Annotated in this window: 19 protein-coding genes; 9 read left to right on the top strand and 10 right to left on the bottom strand. The window is 50.1% G+C overall.

Translation table 11 applies throughout. The annotated features are described in order from the left end of the window. A partial coding sequence (locus DWY76_RS14255) for a hypothetical protein (protein ID WP_207665857.1) occupies nt 1-266 on the bottom strand: 266 nt, incomplete at its 3' end. Nucleotides 267-438: 172 nt separating this feature from the next. On the opposite strand from DWY76_RS14255, the gene DWY76_RS12095 reads away from it, so the two are divergent. The 5 genes from DWY76_RS12095 (at nt 439) to DWY76_RS12075 (ending at nt 5740) form a co-directional block, all read left to right on the top strand. Then, complete coding sequence (locus tag DWY76_RS12095; protein ID WP_120081459.1) at nt 439-1782, top strand: MATE family efflux transporter; 1344 nt, start codon at nt 439-441, stop codon at nt 1780-1782. Between the two features lie 170 nt (nt 1783-1952). Then, nucleotides 1953-2678 (top strand): YkgJ family cysteine cluster protein, encoded by a 726-nt coding sequence (locus DWY76_RS12090; protein WP_097782236.1) that lies wholly within the window; start codon nt 1953-1955, stop codon nt 2676-2678. A gap of 189 nt (nt 2679-2867) precedes the next feature. Next, on the top strand, nt 2868-3899 hold the full coding sequence (locus DWY76_RS12085; protein WP_097778402.1) for an ABC transporter substrate-binding protein: 1032 nt from the start codon (nt 2868-2870) through the stop codon (nt 3897-3899). 112 nt (nt 3900-4011) lie between these two features. Beyond that, nucleotides 4012-4953, top strand: coding sequence for an ABC transporter permease (locus DWY76_RS12080; protein WP_097775413.1), 942 nt, complete (start codon nt 4012-4014; stop codon nt 4951-4953). After that, nucleotides 4946-5740 (top strand): ABC transporter ATP-binding protein, encoded by a 795-nt coding sequence (locus DWY76_RS12075; protein ID WP_120081458.1) that lies wholly within the window; start codon nt 4946-4948, stop codon nt 5738-5740. Before DWY76_RS12080 ends, DWY76_RS12075 begins: the two co-directional genes overlap by 8 nt. 69 nt (nt 5741-5809) lie before the next feature. On the opposite strand, the gene DWY76_RS14105 is transcribed toward DWY76_RS12075, so the two are convergent. The 5 genes from DWY76_RS14105 to DWY76_RS14100 all read right to left on the bottom strand — a co-directional run bounded on the left by DWY76_RS14105 (nt 5810) and on the right by DWY76_RS14100 (nt 9602). Further along, a complete protein-coding gene (locus DWY76_RS14105; RefSeq protein ID WP_154261047.1) occupies nt 5810-5947 on the bottom strand; it encodes a hypothetical protein in 138 nt (45 codons plus the stop codon). Nucleotides 5948-5958: 11 nt separating this feature from the next. Then, complete coding sequence (locus DWY76_RS12070; protein WP_243112036.1) at nt 5959-7485, bottom strand: recombinase family protein; 1527 nt, start codon at nt 7483-7485, stop codon at nt 5959-5961. 40 nt (nt 7486-7525) lie between these two features. Continuing rightward, entirely contained in the window at nt 7526-7759 is a 234-nt protein-coding gene (locus DWY76_RS12065) for a hypothetical protein (protein ID WP_133300816.1), read from the bottom strand. A 201-nt stretch (nt 7760-7960) separates the two neighbouring features. Continuing rightward, on the bottom strand, nt 7961-8599 hold the full coding sequence (locus tag DWY76_RS12060; protein ID WP_120081455.1) for a hypothetical protein: 639 nt from the start codon (nt 8597-8599) through the stop codon (nt 7961-7963). Nucleotides 8600-9347: 748 nt separating this feature from the next. Next, a complete protein-coding gene (locus DWY76_RS14100; protein WP_165852635.1) occupies nt 9348-9602 on the bottom strand; it encodes a hypothetical protein in 255 nt (84 codons plus the stop codon). Between the two features lie 266 nt (nt 9603-9868). On the opposite strand from DWY76_RS14100, the gene DWY76_RS12055 reads away from it, so the two are divergent. The 4 genes from DWY76_RS12055 to DWY76_RS12040 are packed head-to-tail and all read left to right on the top strand — an operon-like array spanning nt 9869 to nt 17927. Then, on the top strand, nt 9869-11701 hold the full coding sequence (locus tag DWY76_RS12055) for a class I SAM-dependent DNA methyltransferase (RefSeq protein ID WP_243112035.1): 1833 nt from the start codon (nt 9869-9871) through the stop codon (nt 11699-11701). Further along, a complete protein-coding gene (locus tag DWY76_RS12050) occupies nt 11698-12849 on the top strand; it encodes a restriction endonuclease subunit S (protein ID WP_120081453.1) in 1152 nt (383 codons plus the stop codon). The genes DWY76_RS12055 and DWY76_RS12050 overlap by 4 nt, the downstream gene beginning before the upstream one ends. A 5-nt stretch (nt 12850-12854) precedes the next feature. After that, nucleotides 12855-14780, top strand: a complete 1926-nt coding sequence (locus tag DWY76_RS12045; protein WP_120081452.1) for a hypothetical protein — start codon at nt 12855-12857, stop codon at nt 14778-14780. 9 nt (nt 14781-14789) lie between these two features. Then, nucleotides 14790-17927 (top strand): type I restriction endonuclease subunit R, encoded by a 3138-nt coding sequence (locus DWY76_RS12040; RefSeq protein WP_120081451.1) that lies wholly within the window; start codon nt 14790-14792, stop codon nt 17925-17927. A 187-nt stretch (nt 17928-18114) separates the two neighbouring features. Here DWY76_RS12040 and mcrC read toward each other — a convergent pair whose 3' ends face one another. From mcrC to DWY76_RS12020, 4 genes are all read right to left on the bottom strand, one after another. Further along, a complete protein-coding gene (gene mcrC / locus DWY76_RS12035) occupies nt 18115-19182 on the bottom strand; it encodes a 5-methylcytosine-specific restriction endonuclease system specificity protein McrC (protein WP_120081450.1) in 1068 nt (355 codons plus the stop codon). Continuing rightward, nucleotides 19172-21601, bottom strand: a complete 2430-nt coding sequence (locus DWY76_RS12030; protein ID WP_120081449.1) for an AAA family ATPase — start codon at nt 21599-21601, stop codon at nt 19172-19174. The genes mcrC and DWY76_RS12030 overlap by 11 nt, the downstream gene beginning before the upstream one ends. A 116-nt stretch (nt 21602-21717) precedes the next feature. Continuing rightward, the gene (gene rlmD, locus DWY76_RS12025) at nt 21718-23364 is read right to left on the bottom strand and encodes a 23S rRNA (uracil(1939)-C(5))-methyltransferase RlmD (RefSeq protein ID WP_120081448.1); all 1647 of its coding nucleotides are present in this window, start codon (nt 23362-23364) and stop codon (nt 21718-21720) included. A gap of 12 nt (nt 23365-23376) precedes the next feature. Beyond that, the gene (locus DWY76_RS12020; RefSeq protein WP_005939008.1) at nt 23377-24237 is read right to left on the bottom strand and encodes an AraC family transcriptional regulator; all 861 of its coding nucleotides are present in this window, start codon (nt 24235-24237) and stop codon (nt 23377-23379) included. Nucleotides 24238-24248: the final 11 nt, after the last annotated feature.

The following is a 24248-nucleotide window of genomic DNA, read 5'->3' as shown; positions in this document are numbered from 1 at the left end:
TAGTTCGCTGGAAACGGCGCGTGAAAATAGGTAGTCGCCGACTTGAACAAAAAACGCTTCAGAAGAAATTCTGAGGCGTTTTTCTTTTGTCTTGAAACTGTTTTAGGAGAAAACAGAAAGGCAGGTATGCTTTGAAAATGATGTGAGCATTGAAGATGAAACAGACTGGAAGAGAAGGGCGCAATTTCATGCAGAGTGAAGCGAAAAATTTTACGATGTGTTTGTGCCTTATCTATTGAACAAACAAAAACCTTAAATAAACTCATGGTGGCTCGGCTGTGCTGACCTTTTGGCACGACCGGGCCGCTTTATTGTAATAAAACCTTGACTTTTCAGCCGTTGCAGGGTTTACTATCTATAACGGAAAGGAGCTGCCCGGTCTGGCAGTGTAAGCTCTGTACATTCGGCAGAGAAGAGGGAAGCCGGGCAGAAAACATTATGGAAAAAAATCTGACCAGCGGCAGTGTGCTGAAAAGCATTTTGTTTTTTTCACTGCCCTATCTGCTTTCGTACTTTTTGCAGACGCTGTACGGCATGGCGGATCTGTTCATCATCGGGCAGTTTGAAGGTGTGGCCAGCACAACGGCGGTATCCATTGGCAGTCAGGTGATGCATATGATCACTGTGATGATCGTGGGCCTTGCCATGGGAGCAACGGTCACTATTGGCCGGGCTGTGGGCGCAGAGAACAAACCTCGTGCGGCGCGGCTCATTGGCAACACAGTCACGCTGTTTATGGCAGGATCTGTGGTACTGGCAGCTGTGTTGGTAGGGCTTGTGAATCCGATCGTACGCATTGTCTCCACACCGGAGCAGGCCGTGGCGGGCACCCGTACCTACCTGATCATCTGCTTTATCGGCGTTCCATGCATCACGGCGTATAATATCATGGCATCAATCTTCCGCGGGCTGGGCGATTCCAGAAGCCCGATGTACTTTATTGCGGTGGCCTGTGCAAGCAACATTGCGCTGGATTATCTGTTCATGGGTGCGCTGCATCTTGGCCCTGCCGGTGCAGCGCTGGGTACCACTCTTTCTCAGCTGGTCAGCGTGATCATCTCGCTGGTCGTGATCCTGCGCCGTAAGAACGGCATCCACCTTTCGGGTGCGGACTTCAAGCCGGAACGCAGTGCACTTGGCGAGATCCTTTCCATTGGCATACCGGTGATGATGCAGGACGGCTTTATTCAGGTATCTTTTATGATCATCACCATCATTGCCAACCACCGAGGCCTGACCGATGCCGCCGCCGTGGGCATCGTGGAAAAGATCATCAGCTTTTTGTTCCTGGTGCCCAGCTCCATGCTGTCCACTGTATCGGCACTGGGCGCGCAGAACATCGGTGCCGGCAAGCACGACCGTGTGGATGCTATTCTGCGCTACGCCATCGGCATTGGCCTGACCTTTGGACTGATCGTGGCAGTAGTAGTGCAGTTCATTGCACCGTCGGTGGTGCGGCCCTTCACCTCGGACGAGGCTGTGGTGCTGGCCGGTGCATCTTACATCCGGGGTTATATTTTTGACTGCCTGTTTGCAGGCGTGCAGTTCAGCTTCAGCGGCTATTTCTGCGCCTATGGCAAGTCCGGGCTGTCCTTCCTGCATAACACGCTGTCCATTCTGCTGGTGCGCGTGCCGGGTGCCTACCTCGCATCCAAGTTCTTCCCGCAGACGCTGCTGCCCATGGGTCTTGCTTCGGCCTGCGGTTCGCTGTTCTCCATTCTGGTGTGCGTGATTGCTTACCACTGGCTCAAGCGGCAGCAGAAAGCGGTGCTGCATGGCTGAGCGGGAACCGTTCCAAATCGGTGAGATGGCATAGATGTACCGCCTGAGTGTGGGTGCGCTGCGCCACTATGAGCTGCTGTCAAGCGTACAGCAGCTTTTTTGTTGCGCAAAAACCGGCCCTGCGGTACAATAGACCTGTTATTTATTATGCAGGAAAGAAGAGAGAACAGATGCGAGACCACCATATCGACCTGTGCGGCCAGATCGATTTTACCCGTACCGAGGCAATGCCCCTGCTGGCGCGGGATGCACATTTCAGCTTTGCGTGCAATGGCTGCGGCGACTGCTGCCGTGGCAGAGAGGACATTGTACTTTCAGGCTTTGACCTGTGGCGCATTGCAGCCCGGCTGCGCCTGCCGCCGCAGATCGTGGCGCGGGGATATTGCCGGGCCAGCATTGGCACGGTGAGCCATTTGCCGGTGCTGCGTCTGGCCCCGGTGAAGGAGAACCGGAACAACTGCCCTTTCCTTACGGGAGACCACTGCGCCATCCACGATGCCGAACCGCTGGTGTGTGCTCTGTACCCGCTGGCGCAGGAGATCAGCAGGAAAGGACAGGTGAGCTATTTTCTGCAGCCCACCGGCTGCGGCGGGCAGGTGATCGAGGCAAGGGTGGAGGACTATCTTGCTCGTTACGATGTCCCGGCCCGGGAACAGACCGATGTGCGCTGGGCGCAGACCTGCATGACACTGGAAGACACGGTGGAACAGCTGGGTGCGCAGCTCAGCCCGGTGCTGGTGCGCCGGATGCAGGACAAGCTCTGGCAGGCGCTGTATTTTGGCTATGACTATGCCGCACCGTTCTTGCCGCAGCTGGAGAAAAACCTGCACTGGCTGGATGCTGAATTTGCAAAACTGACGGAATATCAGCAAAAACGGAATAACGCATCAAAATAATCGATCGATATATTTGATGCAATCGATAATAAAGGCCGTTTTAGAGCAAAAGTGAGTTGTTTTACCGTGAAATGTGTGATATACTTCACGAGTGTAAAGCGAGACTGTACGAGCCTTGCATACAAAACATAGCTTTCCGGTGCGGTACCTGTAGGCCGCACACGCAAAGAGATAGAGGAGATAAACATTATGCGTAAAATCACTCGTCGTTCGTTTCTGGCTGCTGCCGCTGCCTGCGGCGCAGCTGCTGCCCTGACTGCCTGCGGCGGTTCTTCTGCATCTTCTGCAGCTGCTTCTTCCGCTGCGCCTGCATCCTCCGCTGCTGCTTCTGCTGCAGCCGATGGCCAGAAGTTCACGATCGGCATCTGCCAGTTGGTGCAGCATGCCGCTCTGGATGCCGCTACGCAGGGCTTTGAGGATGCTCTGACTGCTTCCTTCGGCGAGAATGTCACCTTCGATTTCCAGAATGCACAGGGTGATTCCGCTACCTGCGCTACCATCACCAACGGCTTCGTTTCCTCTGGTGTGGATCTGATCATGGCCAATGCTACGCCCGCTCTGCAGGCTGCACAGTCTGCTACCAACAGCATTCCGGTGCTGGGCACCTCTGTTACCGAGTACGGTGTGGCTCTGGGCCTGACCGATTTCGACGGCACCGTGGGCGGCAACATTTCCGGTACCTCTGATTTGGCCCCGCTGGATCAGCAGGCTGAGATGATCGTGGAGTGGATGCCGGAGGCCAAGAAGGTTGGCCTGCTGTACTGCTCTGCTGAGGCAAACAGCCAGTATCAGGTGGATGAGGTCCAGAAGTATCTGGAGGAAAAGGGTGTCACCGCTACCCAGTACGCTTTCTCTGATTCCAACGACCTGTCCTCTGTCTGCCAGAAGGCTGCCGACGAGAACGACGCACTGTATGTGCCCACCGATAACACTGTTGCTGCAAACACCGGCATTGTGGACGGCATCTGCCGCCCGGCCAAGAAGCCCGTGTTCGCTGGCGAAGAGGGCATCTGCGCCGGCTGCGGCGTGGCTACCCTTTCCATCAGCTACTACGATCTGGGCTACACCACCGGTGAGATGGCAGTGAAGATCCTGAACGGCGAGGCTGATATCTCCACCATGCCCATCGAGTACACCGATGTGACCAAGAAGTACAACAAGACTATCTGCGACGATCTGGGCCTGACCGTTCCCGACGGCTACGAGGAGATCGAGGGCTAAAATACTCCGGGAAACCAAACAGAAAATCAGCGGAGAAGGGTAAAAAGTGCTCTTCTCCGCTTTCCCGTATCAAACGGGAAGTAAAAAAGTGTAACGTTTAGGAGGAATTGTTTTGGAAATCATTGCAAGACTGGCAAACCTGCCGGGCGCTTTGCCGGGTGCCTGTGCACAGGGCCTTATCTGGGGTATCATGGCCATTGGCGTGTACCTGACCTACCGTATTCTGGACGTGGCCGATCTGACCGTGGACGGCTCCTTTGGCACCGGCGGTGCAGTGTGCGTCATGTGCCTGCTGTCCGGCCAGAACGTCTGGGTCTCCCTGCTCATGGCGCTGCTGGCAGGCCTGCTGTCCGGCTTCGTCACCGGTGTCCTGCACACATTTATGGGCATTCCGGCCATCCTTGCCGGCATCCTGACCCAGCTTTCGCTGTATTCCATTAACCTCAAAATCATGGGCAAGGCCAATCAGGCCATCAACGTGGACAAGTACAACCTGTTGATCTCCCTGCGCTGGGTCAAGGAGTTCGCTCTCCACAACCCTATCGTTATGATCATCATTGTCACAGCGGTGCTGATCGGCATTCTGTACTGGTTCTTCGGCACCGAGCTGGGCTGTGCCATCCGTGCCACCGGCTCTAACCCCGCCATGTCCCGTGCGCAGGGCATCAACACCAACTTCAATATCGTGCTGGGTCTGGCTGTGTCCAACGGTCTGGTGGCGCTGTCTGGCGCTCTGCTGAGCCAGTATCAGGGCTTTGCAGATGTCGGCATGGGCCGTGGCGCGATCGTCATTGGTCTGGCTGCTGTCATCATTGGCGAGGCTCTGTTCAGCCGCATCTTCCACAACTTTGCACTCAAGATGGTTTCTGTCTCTCTGGGTGCCATCATCTACTACATTGTCATTCAGCTGGTGCTGACTCTGGGTTTCGATGCCAACCTGCTCAAGCTGCTGAGCGCTTCTGTGGTGGCTGTTTTCCTTGCCGTGCCGTACTGGAAGGGCAAGTACTTCTCGAAGCCAGTGAAGAAGGCAAAGGAGGATGCAAAAAATGCTTGAGATCCAGAATGTTTCCAAGACCTTTAACGCTGGCACGGTCAACCAGAAAACTGCCCTGAACGGCCTGAACCTGAAGCTGAACGAGGGCGATTTCGTTACCGTGATCGGCGGCAACGGTGCAGGCAAATCCACCATGCTGAACGCAGTTGCCGGTGTGTGGCCGGTGGACGAAGGCAAGATCATTATTGACGGTGTGGATGTGACCCGCCTGAGCGAGCATCAGCGTGCCGCTTACATCGGCCGCGTGTTTCAGGACCCCATGACCGGCACTGCTGCCACCATGCAGATCGAAGAGAACCTTGCCCTAGCTGCACGCCGCGGCAAGCCCCGCACCCTACGCATTGGCATTACCAAGGCAGAGCGCGAGCAGTACCGTGAACTGCTCAAGACGCTGGATCTGGGTCTGGAAGACCGCCTGACGGCCCGTGTGGGCCTGCTTTCCGGCGGTCAGCGTCAGGCACTGACCCTGCTGATGGCTACCATGAACAAGCCCAAGCTCCTGCTGCTGGACGAGCACACCGCTGCGCTGGACCCCAAGACCGCGCTCAAGGTGCTGACCCTCTCGGCCAAAATCGTGGAGGAAAACCATCTCACCACCATGATGATCACCCACAACATGAAGGATGCCATTAAGTATGGCAACCGCCTGATCATGATGCACGAAGGCCATATCATCTATGATGTTTCCGGTGAGGAAAAGAAGAACCTGCACGTCTCCGACCTGCTGGCAAAGTTCCAGATCGCCAGCGGCGGCGAGTTTGCAAATGACCGCATGATTCTGTCCTGATAAATTACAAGGTTAAAATGCAAAGCGCCTGTCCCGGAAAAAACCGGGACGGGCGCTTTTTATGTATGTTTACCAATTCAAGAGCAAGGCGGTTAACTGGAGTTTTTGAGAGATGATTTTCTTTACATCTTTTGAAGAATGCGGGGCACCGTCCTGAATTGCAAAGAGGAACAGCGAGTAAAGTTCATTATATTTTGGAATAGCCATTTTTTCAAACCTCACACCTTGGAAAGGCTCAGCACACATTCGGTATGACTTTCATTGTCCAAACACAGATCAATATCGCTTTCAACGATAGGCAGTCGGAATTTGATGGATTTGAGCCACTGACCGTTGGGCTGACGCTCCGGGTAGATCTGAATTTCAGAAATCAGATGTTCCATCAGCTTTTTGCGTTCAAGGGGATTCATCACATTGTAGAGCCTTTCAAAGCAGATGAGAACTTTGTAAATGTTATCGCCCGTGATTTTATCCGCTTCGATAGCCTGCTTCTTTGCCCGGGCATCCATCAGGTTGTTTTCGGCTTCCTCGATTTTATCGTACATCCTGTAAAGCCGCTCGTCAAGGTCAGATTTGCGGATGATGTAGTGGCGGTCATCCGGATCAAGTGTGTCGATTTCCTCCATGATTTTGGACTTGATGGAATAATACTGCCGCAACTGCTTTTCAGCGGCAGCAATTTCCTGTTCAATGGCAATGGTGTCTACTTTGCTGTTGATCTTCTCCTGCATCATGGCGGCAAACTTTGGATTGCTGACCAGTTTGATGATATCCTCCACCACGGCGTTGTCCAGAACTTCTTCCTGAATTTGCTTGTTGAAATCGCATTTTTGCCCACGTTGCATCTTGCGGTGCTTGCAACTGTAATAAGAGAAAGATTTATAGGGTGTGCCATCTTTCTTTCGTTTGGTGCATTTGTTGCTATACATTCCAGCACCGCAAATGGGGCACTTGACAAGGGCGGATAATAAATGCGCCTGTTCCGTCTTGCTGCGGTTGACTGGTTCGTATCGTTTGGACTGCGCCAACAGCTTGACCTGTGCGGCGTTCCACAATTCTTCCGATACGATGCCTTCGTGCAGGCCGTCCACCAGCAAATAATTCTCCTGTGGAACCTGATGATATTCGTTCCGGGTGCCGTGAATCTTTTCGAGTTTGCGGCGACCAAAGGCGATTTTTCCGCAGTAGACGGGGTTCTTCAGGATGGCACGAATCAATGTTGCGCTGAAAAGGGGAGAGGTGCCATTTTGACGAGCAAGCTTCTGAAAGCCGTGGGTCTCCAGATATTTGGAAAGACCATTTGCACCTGTGTCGGTGTTTACATATTGCTCAAAAATCGTGCGAATGGAAGATATCATTTCTGTTCCATCACATGGAGCAGAATCGTTCCATGCAGAGGAACATTTTTGTTCTGTCGGGACTTTTACAAAGATATTGTTGGGAACAGCAATGTGACCTCTCCTGCGCTCGATCAAATCGGCATCTTCCAGTGAACGCAACGCACGTTTAATGCTCATGGTGCTGCATCGTAGAGCATCGCTCAATGATGAAAGCGGGAAAATCACATAGACGAAGACGCACTCATCCATCCAGTTGTTCTTTTGGGAAAGTGTTGCACGATCCAGCAACAGGGTGTAGAGCAGCTTTGCTGTGTGGCTCAGGTCGGTGTCCAGCAGAAAGCGGGGATAGGGCAGATATTGCGGCAAAGGTGTAGTGACAGTCAGGTAGTCGGAAATAGAATTCACCTCCAGTGTTTTTTCATCAAACAAATTTTTGGAAAGCATTTTACTGGCTGTTGGTAGTCTCCAGAAGATGCTGCCGATGCTGTTCTTTCAGATGCACAATATAGCTTTCTGCTTTTTGCAAAGCAGCAATAACTTTTGCTTCAATCTCTACATTTGTCAGAAAGTCAGGATAAAGAGCAAAGCAGTGCTCGAGGCGGAAAATAAAGCTATCAGAGGCACTTTTGATTTCGCAAAACATCCCTTCGGCATCGGCGACATAATCAACTGATTCCATTTTTTCACTAAGCTCACGAATGGTCTGGAGTTCAGTGCTGCGCTTTCCCGATGAAATAAAAGGTCGATTCTCCGAGAGCGGATCAGGCGTTTGGATCTTCGATATGGCAGCAGTAGAAAAATTGTTTTCGGTGACCTCGGAAAGTAATTCTAAATTCTCATAGGTGTCTGCACTATCGTCTGGTTTACCGTTCAGCTTTTCCTATCGCCATGTTGATACAACGGTGGGCAATGCTTCCGTGGGAGTTCCACGGATAATAGTAGCCTCTCGATGGGATAGCTTGAGTTTGCCGGATAAGATTTCTTCCTGAATGCCGGGGCAGTATTTTTCCATCAGCTCAACAGTTTTCATGAACTGCTCGGCACGAATTACAAAAGAGGGACTCACATTATTTTCTTTGGCGATTCGTTCAGTCGTGTTTTCTACCGATGGCAAATTGTCAATTTGACAGTTTGCCACCGGTGTGTACTGATTGCCATGATTTCCCCCACGAGTGGATTTTTCAGAATGATATTGCTTTCCAATCAGGAACTTTTTCTGCTCGGGTGTCAGATTCCGACGACCCAGCTGATGCTTGCAGATCCATGCCAGAACATCTTCACGGGTTTCGCAGGTGCAGGAGATCGAGCGGGTGGTATAAGGGATTTCTGGGTGCTGCTGGAGAATCTTATAGCGATTGTGGCCATCAACAAGAATGTTGCCCCAGACAATCAGGGGAGACAGGACTTCGCCCTCTGAAAGGATGTTTTCTTCCAGTTGCTGAAATTCTTCATCGGTCAATGCAGGAATCTGAGATTGAAATTCAGAATCAATGATAAATTCAAACTTGTTTTTCTTCATAGGCAAAATCTCCTTTCAAAAATCTATTGGTATTTCTGCCGTTCTCCCTGCATGGGTTTCCTACCCCCTTTCAGCGGCGTTTTCCGGCTCGCTCTTGCGAGGTCATCGCCGAGTATCTTATGCAGACGGTCATGCGGTTCTCAAGGTCCAATGATAGATTTGAAACTAGGTTAACACATTCATGGGAGATTTTTTAGGACACATTACGTCCGGTTTTTACGAAAGTTGATTTGAATGTCTACTAAAAATTGGACATTTTTTGTCGGAACTTGCGAAAAAGCAATGAAGAATGTGCTTCTGTGGGCTTAGTGTATCACATCGTAAATTTTATTTTTAGGAACTGGTAGTTCCGGTTTTTAAAAAATGTGAAGTGAGTTTCAAGGCGAAATCGGAACTACTGGTTCCGGTTTTGCGTATCAACGTGATCTCAGATTTGGGGTGCCGTTCTCTCTGCATGGCTTTCCTGCCCCCTTTCAGCGGCGTTTTCCGGCTCTCATTGTCAGGGTCATGGCCGGGTATCCCATGCAGACGGTCATTCGATTTTCAAGGTTCGATGAAGGCTTGTAGAAAGCATATCACAATGAAGCAGAAATATTTAGGAAGCATTCCTTCCGGTTTTCAGTGGATTTTAGGAGGATCCCAAGGAAAAACCGGAAGTAATAGGTCCGGTTTGATGTGATATTGGATGAATCAACGCTGATTTTTCTGAAACGAATTTTTCTCAAAAAATATGCTTATTCAGCGACCGTTAAGGTGCGAAACTAGCGCATTCTTGTGCTGAACATCGGGTTTGGGCGAAGCCCAACAAGTGTTTTGAAGCTGGATTTGTAAAATTGGATTCAAAAATTGCAAGTTGGTACCAACTCGCCCTGTTTGCTGCGGATGCAAACGCAAAAACCTCCTGAGCAAAAAAATAACCGCCCGCTTCAAGTTGAACTTGAAAACGGACGGTCTGATTTGCAAAATGATTTTCAAATTTGGGAAGCACGTTGAGAGGTTTCATAGCATCTGCAAGCAATGTGTCTGTCTATGCAAACACCATTTGCGTTGCAAAATACTTGTTGGGAACACCCAAACCCTTGAACTGCATCCGGTGGATGCAGGCTTAGCGTCTCCAAATGAGAAAGTATATGGTTCTAACACATTGTCAGCCATTGGTAAATAACTTTTTCCAGTCAAAAAAGAAAATAGCAATGATTAAAGATGAACATTGCAGAAAAATGTGATACAATAGAAAATGAAAATCCAAACAACAGGAGGAACCCCCTCGTGGCAAATAATGTGAACGTCAAAAAACTGGAAGCTGACCTGTGGGAGTCGGCAGATCTGCTGCGTGCAGGCTCTAAACTCACCTCGAACCAATACTGTATGCCGGTACTGGGACTGATTTTTCTGCGGTATGCGTACAGCCGCTTCAAACTGGTAGAGCAGGAGATCCTGAAAGACCGTCCCGTGCGCGGTGGCCGGGTGCTGCCGGTGGAGCAAAGCGACTTTGCCGAAAAGAGTGCACTGTTTCTGCCCAAGGAGGCGCAGTACAATTACTTAGTCAATTTGCCCGCCAACATCCCGGAGCAGGGGCTGACCGGCATCGAGGGCAATCCTCTGAACAGTCTGGGCGAAGTGGTGAACAACGCCATGGAACTGGTGGAGCAGCAGAGCGAGCAGCTGCAGGGCGTTCTGCCGAAGGACTACACCATCTTCTCGGATGAGCTGCTGGGGGAACTGCTGCGCATCTTCAACAATGATGCGTTGGACGATGTGGGCGGCGATGTGATCGGCCGTATCTACGAGTACTTTTTGAATAAGTTTGCCAAAAATGTGGCACAGGATGACGGCGTGTTCTTTACGCCGAAATCGCTGGTGAAGATGATCGTCAATGTGCTGGAGCCTGCCCACGGCGTTCTGCTGGACCCGGCTTGCGGCAGCGGCGGTATGTTTGTGCAGACCGGCGACTTTGTAAACCATGCGGGCATGATCGCTAACAACACCATGACCTTCTACGGACAGGAAAAGGTGGAGTACAACGCAAAGCTTTGCCTGATGAATATGGCTGTGCATGGCCTGACCGGCGTGATCAAGTCCGGCGATGAAGCCAATACCTTCTATCACGATGCCCACAACCTGAACGGCTGCTGCGACTATGTGATGGCAAATCCGCCGTTTAACGTGGATAAGGTCAAGTCGGAGTCGGCGCAGAGTGCCGGGCGGTTGCCCTTTGGTCTGCCCGGCGTGAACAAGGCCAAGGAGATCGGCAACGCAAATTATCTGTGGGTGTCCTATTTCTACTCCTACCTGAACGAGCATGGCCGTGCGGGTTTTGTGATGGCGTCCTCGGCTACCGACAGTCAGGGCAAAGACAAGGACATCCGTGAAAAGCTCATCCAGACCGGCCATGTGGACGTGATGATGAGCGTGGGCAATAATTTCTTCTACACCAAAAGTTTGCCCTGTTCGCTGTGGTTTCTGGATAAGGGCAAGCCGGAACATCTGCTGGACACCGTACTGTTCATCGACGCCCGCAACTATTATACCGTGGTGGACCGCACTCAGAACGAGTGGAGCGACTGGCAGCTGAAGAACCTCAACGCCATTGTCTGGCTCTATCGCGGCGAGGTGGACAAGTACAAGGCGCTTCTGACAGAGTATCATGCAGAGCTGGCGGACGACCGCCCCTTTGCAGAGATTCAGGCCGCACTGGAACAAAACGTGCAGGCCAAGCGGGAAGAAGCCAAAGCCGCTGTGGAGGCAGCACCCCGCAAGGAGCGCAAAGCTACGCAGGAAAAGTTCGACAAGGAGCTGGAAGCCCTCAACGAGAAGCTGACCGTTGCCAAGGAGGCTGTCTGGCTCACCGAAAAGTTTGGCGAGGGCGTTTATCAGGATATCCCCGGTCTGTGCAAGGTGGCCAGCCGAGATACCATCCTCAACGAAAAAGGCGCATCCCTGACGCCCGGTGCCTATGTGGGCGTTGCACCCGTGGAGGACGACGGTGTGGATTTTGCCCAGCGGATGAAGGAAATCCACAAGGAACTGCTGGAATTGCAGGCAGAGTCCAACCGCCTGATGGAAACCATCTCGAAGAATCTGGAGGAGATGGGGGTATGATGTGGGAAATTGCAAAGTTAGGGGATATATCAAAAAATATTCAGACAGGACCGTTCGGGTCACAGTTGCATCAATCGGATTATTCGGAATGTGGAATACCAGTTGTAATGCCGAAGGATTTGGTTGGTGGAAAGATTTCAGAAGAGTCGATTGCGAGAGTTGATAAAACACATGTTGAGCGTTTATGCCGCCATAAAATTGAAGTAGGAGATATTTTGTATTCGAGAAGAGGTGATGTTGGACGCTGTGCTCATGTAACTAAAAAAGAAGAGGGATGGCTATGCGGGACAGGATGTTTGAGAGTAACTATTGATTCCGAAAAAGCGGATTCTCGTTTTGTTTTTTTTCAATTGCAACATCCCGATACGGTTGGATGGGTTGAAAAACACGCAGTTGGTGCAACAATGCTGAATCTTAATACCACAATTTTGAGTTCGGTTCCGATTCGTCTACCTACACTGGAAATTCAAAAAAGAATTGCTGATATCCTCTCTGCCTATGATGACCTGATTGAAAACAACCAGAAACAAATCAAATTGCTGGAAGAAGCAGCCCAGCGGCTTTATAAAGAGTGGTTTGTGGATTTGCGCTTTCCGGGGCATGAAAACACGAAAATTGTGGATGGCGTGCCGGAGGGGTGGAGCAGGACAAATATCAATGAAATATTGACATTTCATCGAGGATATGATTTGACAAAAAACGAGATGAAAGCTGGACGATATCCAGTTGTTGGCTCAACTACGGTGATTGGATATCATAACGAATTTAAGATTAAGGGGCCGGGCATTGTAACGGGTCGTTCTGGAAGCTTGGGTAAGTATCAATTTATTTGGGATAATTTCTGGCCGCATAATACATCGCTTTACATAAGCGATTACAAGGATCATAATATTTTCTTTGTTTACAGCTTGCTACAAACAGTGGACTTTGCATCGCTAAATAATGGGGGAGCCATTCCGACATTGAATCGAAACGTGCTTTCTAATATTGAAGTAATTGAGCCGACAGACGAATTGCAAGAGATGTTTGCAAAGATTGCAGAAGCGCAATATCGGAAAATCAGAAATTTGGAAAAACAAAATAACCAATTAAAGATGGCAAGAGATGTACTGTTGCCTAAATTGATGAGCGGGGAAGTGGAGGTGTAATATAGATGGATGCGTATTTCGGTGTCGATTTTTATGGAAATGGCGAAGTTGTTAATCTGGGAGAATTAAAAAAGTGCGAGATAGTTTTTGACGATTATGATAATTGGAAAAGCTACACAGATATAAATAAAGTTATAGAACTTTATAATGTGAAAAAATATATCGACACTGGAATACGACTTGAGGACTGGACAAATCCTCAATATACAGATTATCAAAATAAGGCTAATCAGGTGTTCGGAGTTGTTGGCTGCTTCCTTAATTCAAAAGATATAAATGAGTTGGCAACATTATATAACGAAACTAATATAATGTACCGTCAAGATTTTGTTGAACTGGTTTGCAAGATAGGATTGTACAAAAAGTTTGATGATTTGCAATTTGCTGAATTTCTGGAAAAGGCTAATATTAGAATTGATCGAATACTGAGAGAAAAAGATATTGTATATAAATTTGGGAAGGTTGTGCGTGAATACATTTTAAAGGATGCAGAGAATGCAGAATTCTTTGTCAATAAGTTTTTGGAACGTTCTGAGGACAAAGAACTGTATTACATTCCAAAAGAATTGACAGTAGAAGATAAGGAAGGGTTAGTTCAAAGGTACATCGAATTGGATTCTCCTAATATGAATTATTTGACTGTGATTATGCAAGAAGAGAATCCGGACAAGCTTAAACTTAGCGAAATGACACGCTTTAAAGCATATAAAAAACTAGAAATCATGCGAAAAAAACTTTTTGAAACTGGCCTATCGTTTAGAACAGGAGTAGGAATCGGCTTTAAACCGATGGATGGTACCGGAAAGATAGAAAATGAATCAGAAGATCAGAATGAACTAAAAGTTTCATATGACAGTAAATGGATACTAGATAATCTTGATTATGCAACGCTTCTTAATAATTTCTACTGGTTTGAATTTGCTGATTTTTTTAACAGATGCCTATTGGTTTCGCAACCCTCTGAGTATGGTCTTGAAAACTTTTTGTTTGGAACAAGAGGATTGAGAGAGTACCAAGTCGGAACAAGTTTTCGTATAAAAAACACTATGGCATTTCTTCAAATGACAGGGTATTATAACATTTTGTGCCAGCGAGAAATAGAAATAGAAGATATTTATAAATGGTTTTTTGAAACATACCTAAAAGATGAGTTTAATGTGGAGGGGTTTGTTTATGAGAAAGTGAGGAGGGATGCGCCATTTGGGGAAAGAAACAGACTGATTTCTAGTAAAATAGATCATGTTTTAAAGCAATTTGATTTATACAGTAAATATGGAGCAATTGATAGAGATTATCTGGAGTTCTCATCTCAAAGCGTTGAGTTTTCACAAGTTGCAAGTCTAAGCACACAAAAGTATGCCTATTGTAATGATGAAAATATTAGATCGGAATATATAAGTATCTTTTCATCACAATCACTTTTAACTTACGTGGAAAGAATAGGAAAGGCCTATGATTCTTTCTTTAAACTTCTAGAGAATGAAACTGTATATTATAATGATTTTAAAACTATTCAGAAAGAAAAAATCGACTTCTTATTAAGTCAAGGTACTATAAGAATAGATGAAGCTGGGGAAATTGAACTGAAGTATGATAGATTGAGAATGTTGATTCAACTTTATAGATATGAATATCTTTGCTTGGCCTATGAAAAAACAGAAAATGATCCATTGAAGGATGCACTGAAAAATAATAAGTTGCTGGTAGAGAATACATTGTTCTCACGACCAGAACAAGATTATCTTGATTATTTACTTAATAAACATAAATTTTCAAATGGACTAGATTTGAGAAATAAATATATTCACTCGACTAATTCATTAGATGAAAAGGTACATAGAGATGATTATATGCGATTCTTAATTGTGATGGCAATTATAATCATTAAAATCAATGAAGAATTCTGCTTAAAAGAAAAGTTGAAAAAATGAGGTGATCCTATGAGCCGCGAATACTCCGAAAATGTCCTTGTCCAGAACAGTGCAGGCAACTTGCTGCAAAATGTTCTGGGCTGGGAGGTGGTGCTGGCTTACAACTCCGAAAAGCTGGGACCGGACGGGACGTTAGGCCGCACCAGCTATGGGGAAGTGTTGCTGACCCGGTATTTTCGGCAGGCACTTTTGCGGCTGAACCCGTGGCTCACCCCGAACCAGCTGGACGAGGTGCAGAAGAAATTCACGGCGCACGTTTCCACCGCATCTCTGATGCAGGTTAATGAGGAAAAGTATTTTCTGCTGCGGGATGGCATCCCGGTGACGGTCAAGCGGCCGGATGGCCGCACCGAAATCCGAAGCGCGGCGGTGATCGACTTCAAAAACCCGGAAAACAATCATTTCCTCGCCGTAAAAGAAATGAAGATCCACTCGCAGCTGTACCGCCGCCGTACAGACATTGTGGGCTTTGTCAATGGCATTCCGCTGCTGTTTATCGAGCTGAAAAAGCCCACCGTGGATGTGCAGAACGCCTACATAGACAATTATCGGGATTACCTCGATACCATTCCGCAGTTGTTCTATTACAATGCCTTTCTTATGCTGTCCAATGGATTGGAAGCCAAGGTGGGTACGCTTGGCAGCAAGTACGAGTTTTTCCACGAGTGGAAGCGTCTGAAGGAAAGCGATGCAGGCAGCGTGGAACTGGAAACCATGCTGCGGGGCATCTGCGAGAAAAAGACCTTCCTCGATCTGCTGGAAAACTTCATCCTTTACGACCATTCCGGTGGGCGCACCACCAAGATTCTGGCCCGCAACCACCAGTATCTCGGCGTCAACGAGGCCGTCAGTGCTTACGAGAACCGCAAGTTAAAAGACGGCAGGCTGGGTGTGTTCTGGCACACGCAGGGGTCTGGCAAGAGTTATTCGATGGTCTTTCTGGCGCAGAAGATCCGGCGCAAGTTTGCAGGCTCGCCCACCATTGTGGTGCTGACCGACCGTGACGAGCTGAACCGGCAGATCAGCGATACCTTTGAAAACTGCGGTCTGCTGGGCAAAACCAAGGCTTCGCAGTTCATTGCATCCAGCGGTACAGACCTTGTAAAAAAGCTGCGGGGCAACCCCAGCTTTGTGTTTACCCTGATTCAGAAGTTCAATCTGCCCAAGGAGCCGCCCATCTACCCGGATCACGACATTCTGATTTTGTCGGATGAAGCCCACCGCAGCCAGTACGGCATTTTTGCAGACAACATGATGCACCTGCTGCCCACGGCATCCCGCATCGGCTTTACCGGTACGCCGCTTCTGGCGGATGATCATATCACGGAACGCACCTTTGGCGGATACCTGTCGGTGTATGACTTCAAGCGGGCGGTGGAGGACGGCGCAACGGTGCCGCTGTATTATGAGAACCGCGCGGATAAGATCGCCCAGTTGGACAAGCCGGAGATCACCGGGCGGATCCTGGATGCCATTGAAGCAGCCGACCTTGATCCTTCGCAGGAGGAAAAGCTGGAACGAGAATTTGCCAAGGAGATCCATATTCTCACCGCAGATGAACGGCTGCGCTCCATTGCAAAGGATTTTGTGGAGCATTACTCTGACCTTTGGACCAGCGGCAAGGCGATGTTCGTCTGTCTGAATAAGGTTACCTGTGTGCGGATGTACAACTATGTGCAGGAATGCTGGCAGGCAAAGATCAGGGAGCTGGAAGCCCGGCAGGGCACAGTGACCCAGCAGGAAGCACAGGAGCTTGCCCGTAAACTGGCATGGATGAAAGAAACCGAAATGGCAGTGGTGATCAGTCAGGAGCAGAACGAGGTGCAGACCTTCAAAAAGTGGGGACTGGATATTTTGCCGCACCGTGCCAAAATGGAAAAGCGGGAGCTGGATAAAGAATTCAAGGACAGCAAGAATCCGTTCCGGGTGGTGTTCGTCTGTGCCATGTGGCTGACGGGCTTTGATGTAAAGTGTCTGTCCTGTCTGTATCTGGACAAGCCGTTGAAAGCCCATACCCTGATGCAGACTATTGCTCGTGCAAACCGTGTTTCGGAGGGCAAGAGCAACGGCCTGATCGTGGACTATATTGGTATCGTAAAGGCGCTGCGCAAGGCTCTGGCAGATTATACGGTCAGCAAGAACAGCTCGGCGGGCGTTGATCCAACGGTGGATAAAACGGAGCTGATCCAGCGCATCCGCACGGTCATCGAAAAAACGGACGGCTTTCTGGCAGAACACGGGTTCCGGCTGCAGGAATTGGTGGACGCACAGGACTTTGAAAAGATGAGCCTTGTACAGGATGCAGTCAACGCGATGTGCGAGACGTTGGAAACCAAGAAAACCTTCCAGACCTATGCGTCTGAACTGGCGCGGCTGTTCCGCTACGCAGACCGTGACGATGTGGACGATGCCGTGCGCGCCCGGAAAAACGCAATTCTCGCCATCTACGAGGGCTTGCAGCAGAAGCGAAAACACGCGGACAATACCGACCTGATGGTGCAGATCAACGGCATCGTCAACGAGTACATCCATGTGGAAAAGCCGGATCAGGAGGCTGTACCTTCCCGGCAGTTTGACATCAGCAAAATTGATTTTGACTTGTTGAGCCGGGAGTTCGCCCACACCCGGCGGAAGAATCTCTTGCTGCGCGATCTGGATGAACTGGTGAATCAGCAATTGGCGAAAATGTTGTTTGCAAACCCGCAGCGCATTGATTATTATGACCGCTATCAGGAGATCATCGATGCCTACAATGCGGAGCAGAACCGTGCGACCATCGAGAAAACCTTCATGGATCTGATGGAGCTTGCAAGTTCACTGGACACGGAGCAGCAGCGCTATGTGCGTGAGGGCTTTTCCAGCGATGAGGAACTTTCAGTGTACGATTTGCTGTTTTCGGAGAATCTCACAAAGCAGGAAATTGAAACGATCAAGAAGGTGTCTGTGGACTTGTTGACAAAAATCAAACAGCAGATTGCCAAACTCGACCATTGGACGGACAAGCAGGAAACTAAGGCGATTGTGGATAACCTGATCCGTAAGACCCTTTGGCAAGAACTTCCCAATAGCTATGATGTAAGCGATATCCAGACCTACCAGAAGAAAATCTACGAGTATGTATATATGCGCTACCCGGAAGTAGCATAACGCAAAAATCACCCCAGAGAGAACGCACAAGAGGCTATTCTCTCTGGGGTGATTGCGTATCAAATCATCTGAAAATGCCGCAATGCCTCCACAATCGCATCCTCTTTTTCCTTCGGACACTTAGGAGGAGAAAGTTTGAAAAAACAGACGGGCGGGTGTGAAAGCGGGTAAATCGACATGGAAAAGATCAAAGCGGATGCTTCCCGAAAAACTGCTGGGCAATTCCATCCAGCTGTGCGGTGATTTGCCGAAAATCCTGATTGAGATCCAAGGTGCGTGCACCGATCTGATTGCCGCCTAAGTTGAAGAGACAATTCGGCGTGATGGCTTCCTGCGTTTTGGCGTAGACTAGCAGCCCGGAAACGTTTCCAGTATGGGCAGCATCCTGATTTTTAACGTAGGTGTAGATCTGGTAGAGGTTGGCAGAATGCAGGGTCTCTTTATTAAACTGCTGCTGCAATGTCTGGCTGTAATACTTGGCATCCAGAATGAGAACTTTTTCGCGAAAACGCAGAAAAATATCGGTTTGCATGGCAGGGAGAAACCGCAGCATGGCAGCATCGTGCTCTCCCACAAGATCCCATTTGACCTGCGCAGCCTTGACCTCAGTAAGGTAGGGATGATTTTGTCGGTAATACTCCAGAATAAAGCGTTCGTACAGCTTTGCCATGCGTTCATCCGAAAATGCTGTCATTTTATAGCTGCCGTTTTCGGTGGTCTGCAGCATATCGTGCAGCACGAAATAGCAGAGATTCAACAGCATCTCGTAATTCTGGTTGCTCCGCTGATAATGTAACTGCTTCCATGGGATTTGAGAGGGAAGCAGTGCAGAAACCGTGTCCAGAAACAGAAGCGCTTTCTTCAATTCCACTTTGCGCTCAGTAGAAACATTCTTATCCCGAAGCAGCACATGCAGGGTGGTTTTCAGAATCTGGTTATACAGGTTATCCTCGGAAAGCTCGTCAAAGGTACAGGCGACCTGTGGCTTGTGCTGGATACGGGTCTTAATGGTCTGCGGAAGATCCAGCTTTCCACGCAAAACTGACCGGGTCTCGCTTCGGGAAACATATTCTCGATAGAGCCCCTGCTTCAGCTGCCGGGAAACACCCTTTGCAAGGATGGCAGCAAACAAATCGTCGATACGCTCAAACTTTTCCGAGGCGATGCACTGATAATCCTGCTGCTGCAGCACCTGATAGGCGTAGGAGAGCATGTAGTAGATGTTCTGGATAAAGATCCCTTTGTCAGTCGTCATTGAAAACACCACGCAGATTCTTTTCCCAACGGTGCAGTTTGTCGGGCGCGTCGAACCAGTATTCTGCCAGCGTAGGCAGAAGGTCAAACTCCACCACAGAGCGCATCCAGTCAGTGGTGCAGGCAGCAGGGTCGGCCAGACAAAAGTAACTGTGACCAACACGAAATCCGGGACCGAGGGAGGCATCTGTGGTAATTTCCCGGTTCAATGCCTTGATCTGTTCCACCAGAGCATTGAAGGTTTCATTGTCAAGCGCAGATTGATATTTCTGGAATCCATCGGAGGTGAACGCCGGTTCGATCTCGAAGAAACTGAAGCGTCTGCGCAGTGCATAGTCGATCATGGCCAGGCTGCGGTCGGCAGTATTCATCATACCGATAATGTACAAATTTTCCGGGACATAGAAGGGCATCCCGTTATAGGCCAGTGTGATCTTTTCGCCCCGATGGTCGCTTTCAATCAGCATCATCAGCTCGCCGAAGATCTTGCTCAGGTTGCCCCGGTTGATCTCATCGATCAGGAAAAAGTATTCTCGGTCGGGGTCGTTGGAAGCCTTCTGGCAGAAGCGGTAAAATACACCCTCTGTCAGCTTGAAGCCGGAGCCGTCCGGCCGGTAGCCCAGCATGATATCCTCGTAGGAGTAATTCTGGTGGAACTGAACAAACTCAACCCGGGAGGAATCAGCTTGACCCATTATAGAGTACGCCAGCCGTTTGGCAGCATAGGTCTTTCCAACGCCGGGTGCACCTTGCAGAATGATATTTTTCTTGTGGCGTAGCAAAGAAACCAACACTTCATAGCGTTGCTCACTCAGAAAAACATCGTGCAGAAAATCAACTCTGGTGTAGCTGTCGGCAGATGCCTGCCGGACGGGAGCAGGGTTTTCATCCCGGATCAGATCCAGAATAAAGTTGTACTCACCCTCCGAGAGCTTGAACAGGCTTCCGTTCGGCTGTACGAAGAACTCCATTTTCTCCAGCTCAGGGAAAGCCTTCAGTACAGCATAGTCAATGGGGGAAGTCAGGCTCTCGGTCTTTTCAAAATAAATCTCTTTGCCGTTGCTTTCCTGTGTGATCTTGGCCAGAGCTACCACTCGCTTTACCGGATTGGCCTCATAGCCGATCACTAGATCCCCGGCTTTTGCATCGAGGAAATTCTGGAAAATCCTGCGCTTGTTCCCGTTGTCATTGTACAGCGTATAGGTCTGCTCTTCGCCGACCCGCAGACTGGAATAACTCCAGATCTTAGGATTGGCAGTCAGCCACCAGTAGTGGCGTGAAGGTGCTTCACAGGCGGCAGCGGCAGCCGGTACTTTCGAGAGGTCGGCTTTTTTCAGAGCCTGTAAAAGCTCATCTCGCAAGCGCCAGATGTAAGTGCCATCCGCCTTTGTGCTGGCATTTTTGCCCACATATAAAATGGGCCACCAACGCATATTTTTGCTGTCGCGGGGCATGCAGCGGCAGCTAGTCTTTTCTGCCACCCGCTGTGCAAGATGGTAGGAGTTGGAGATGTAGAAGTTGCTGGTTTCACCGTATTTAATGGCAAGCTGTTTGCAGGTGGCCTGCCCGCCGTAATCCAGCATACATTTCATCACCCGCAAAGCCTCCGAGGTAAAAACCGAGGTGTCTTGCAGCAAAGCACTCCACTGTGCGGTTGTAATGCCCGGGTCATACTCACTTTCAGCAGGAAACCATCCGGCCTGCATCTGTGATGTCTTTTGTTCGGCAAGGTAGAAACGGCTCAGATAAAAGCCCAGATCAATGGCAGCGATATTCCAGTGTGTGTCTGGCCAGTATTTTCCGGCAGGGGCTGCTTCAATGGCACTGCGGATCATCTGGGTGATGGCAGCATTTTGGCTCAGTGCCGCCCGCAGCTCATCATAAAGGCGGTAGCTGTTTAGCAGCGATTCTACGGAACCATCCCGCTTGGGCGGAGCATCGAAGTTCAGCGCATCCGAGATGTCACGGGCAACGGAATAGCGGTAGATATAATATTGATCCGGATACCGGAGCCACAGATAGACGCTGATGGCACTGGTGTTCTGGTAGTGGTTATTCCAACTGCCGTCGTTGTATTTTGTGCGTATTTCTTCGGTGGCAGCCTGAAATGCAATAATGCGCTGGGAAAGTTCGGTGGATTCATCAAACAAGCTGCGGAACATTGCGCGTGTTGCTTCACAGTCCGCTGCTGCGAAATTCAGGATCATCGCACGGGGATAGGCATAGCCGGTATCCAGAAGCGAAAAGACCTTTGCAGTGGCTTCCTTGAACATTTCACCAAAATCTGCCGCGTCAATATTCCAATGGTCGTGGAAATGCTGCGCGGCTTCCCATTTGAAATCTTCAACATGAGGCCAATGCTTCGGGAAATAGGTCTGGTATCCGCCCAAAACAGGCTCCAGTTTTGCAAGATCGATCATGACGGCTCCCTCCGAAAACAAAAAGTCTTTAAGATATTGTACCACGATAAAAATAGAAACACCATATTCCAACAAAAGAAAATGCCCGCCTGAAAATCAGACGGGCATACAGTAAATCAAATCATTTGAAAATGCTTCAATGCTTCCACAATCGCATCCTCTTTCTCCTTCGGACACTGAGGTTGCTTTGCATTCTCGTTTTTCGCTTTATGGTAATTCTCCCGCTCGATGATGCCGTACTTCTGCTTCACCTGTGCGATATAGAGATTGGATACCTTCAACTGATGGTGTTCCCACACATAATCCCGAATCTCGTTGTAAGTCGCCTTGCTCTCTGCGGCAGTCACATCCAGCTCATCCATACTGACGTCCACCTCGATATGCCGCTCGACATGGAGTTTGGTCAAAAGGAGAACCGCTTCGCAATGCCGTGTTCTTGGAAACAGATCCACCGGCTGCACCTTCTCTGCGTGATATCCATTTTGTTCCAGCCATGCAGCATCTCTTGCGGCGGTGGCGGGGTTGCAGCTGACGTAGACCACCCGGCGGGGAGACATGCGCACGACAGCGGAAAGGGTGGCTTCGTCGCAGCCCTTGCGGGGTGGGTCCAGCATTACGATGTCCGGGTGAAGGCCCTCAGCGGCAAGGCGGGTGGCGGCCTGACCGGCATCTGCGCAGAAAAATCGGCTCTTTGCGGCCACATCTGCACCCATGCGGGCAGCGTTAGCCTTGGCACTTTCAATGGCTTCCGGTACGATCTCCACACCGATCAGCTCACGGCAGTGCGCTGCCATGGAAAGACCAATGGTGCCCATGCCGCAGTAGAGGTCCAGCAGCAGGTCGTCCGGGGTAAGCTGAGCATACTGGGCGGCAATGCCGTAAAGCTGCTCGGCAGCAAGGGTATTGACCTGATAGAAGGAAAGCGGGCCAAGCTGCACCGGAACACCGCACAGGGTGTCTTCAATATACCCCTGCCCATACAGGGTGTGGGTCTCGGTGCCAAGGATCACGTTGGTGTTTTTAGCATTTACGTTCAGCAGGATCGTGGTGATCTCTGCAAATTGAGCTTTCAGCCGGGTGCAAAGCTCTTCAGCGGAGGGCAGCTTGGCACGGGTGCAGACAAGGCAGACCATGATCTGGCCACTGTGAGCGCCGCGCCGCAGAAAGATATGACGCACAAGGCCCCTGCCGGTCTCCTCGCTGTACGGCTGGATGCCCTTTTCTGCAAAAAAAGCACACAATGCGTTGCCGATCTCATTCAGCACACCGGGCTGCAGGCGGCAGTCCGGGCAGGGGACGATGCGGTGGGTGCGCCCGGCGTAGAAGCCGATACAGGGCTTACCGCTTTTGTCTACGCCCACCGGGAACTGCACCTTATTGCGGTAGCGGTTCACTTCCGGCGAACCCACAATGGGCAGAACAGGCACATCCAATCCTCCGATGCGGGCAAAGGCATCTGCAACATTCTCCTGCTTGGCGCGCAACTCGGCAGCATAGTCCAGATGCCGCAGGCTGCAGCCGCCGCAGGGGCCTGCCACGGCACAATCCACCGGGATACGGTCCGGCGAAGGAGTGAGCACCTCGTCCAGAATACCGAAGGCGTAGCGCTTGCAGTCCTTAACGATGCGCACCCGGGCTTCGTCGCCGGGGGCGGCACCGGGAATAAACACGGTCTCACCGTCTGGGCTGTGTGCTACGCCGCTGCCATCGCTGGAAAGACGCTCTACGCGCAGGGTGAGAACTTGATTTTTCTGTAAGGGCATGAAGGGTCTCCTTTACTGGTGGTCGGGGCCGTCGGCGGGAGCATCAGCCTGCGCCGCAAAATACTTGCTGGGCGGCACGCCCTTGGCGCGCTTGAATACCCGCGAGAAATAGAACTGGTCAAAGAAGCCTACCGACACCGCGACCTCGGCAATGGAAAGGTTGCCTGCGCGCAGCAGCTTGCAGGCTTCGTTGATGCGGTATTCGGTAAGATAATCGATGGGGCTTTTGCCTACGTTCAGCATGAACACGCGGTACAGGTGACTGCGGGAGACACCTACGCTTTTTGCCACATCATCAATGGAAATATCGTGTGAATAATTGAACTGGATGTACTTGATGGCGTTGAGCACATACTGGCTGGAAGAGGAAGCCGTGTGCGGTTTGCCAGCGCTGGTCTCCTTCATCAGAGAAGCGATGAAGAGATAAAGGTAGCCCACCATGGCGGCTTCATCCTGCGGCTGCAGCCCGCGGGAGGAATAAATGTTGGCCAGAGCGGCACGCATCCCATCGGGGTCGTGGGTGTGATGCACCGGCGAGTCGTCGGTGAAGGGGAGCTGCGCGGCCAGTTTGTGGGCACACGCACCGTTGAAGCCTACCCAGCTGTACTCCCAAGGCTGCTGCTCATCGGCAGTATACCGGATCAGCTGGCTTGGCCGGGCAAAAAACAGCTGACCCTGGCTCACTTCCCAGGTGCGCCCGCCCACCTCGAATACGCCCTTGCCGGAAAGTACCAGATGGATCAGGTAATGGTCGCGGATACCCGGCCCCCATGTTTGGCCCGGAGCACAGCGTTCGATGCCGCAATTGAAGATGGAAAGCTCAATATTATTGGTATAATTTTGTTTGAAGGATTGCTTATATACATCTGCCATAGCCGCGTTTC

This window comes from Faecalibacterium sp. AF27-11BH (assembly GCF_003603005.1).
GTDB classification, from domain to species: Bacteria; Bacillota; Clostridia; order Oscillospirales; family Ruminococcaceae; genus Faecalibacterium; species Faecalibacterium taiwanense.
This window is presented reverse-complemented; position numbering and strand designations above follow the sequence as displayed.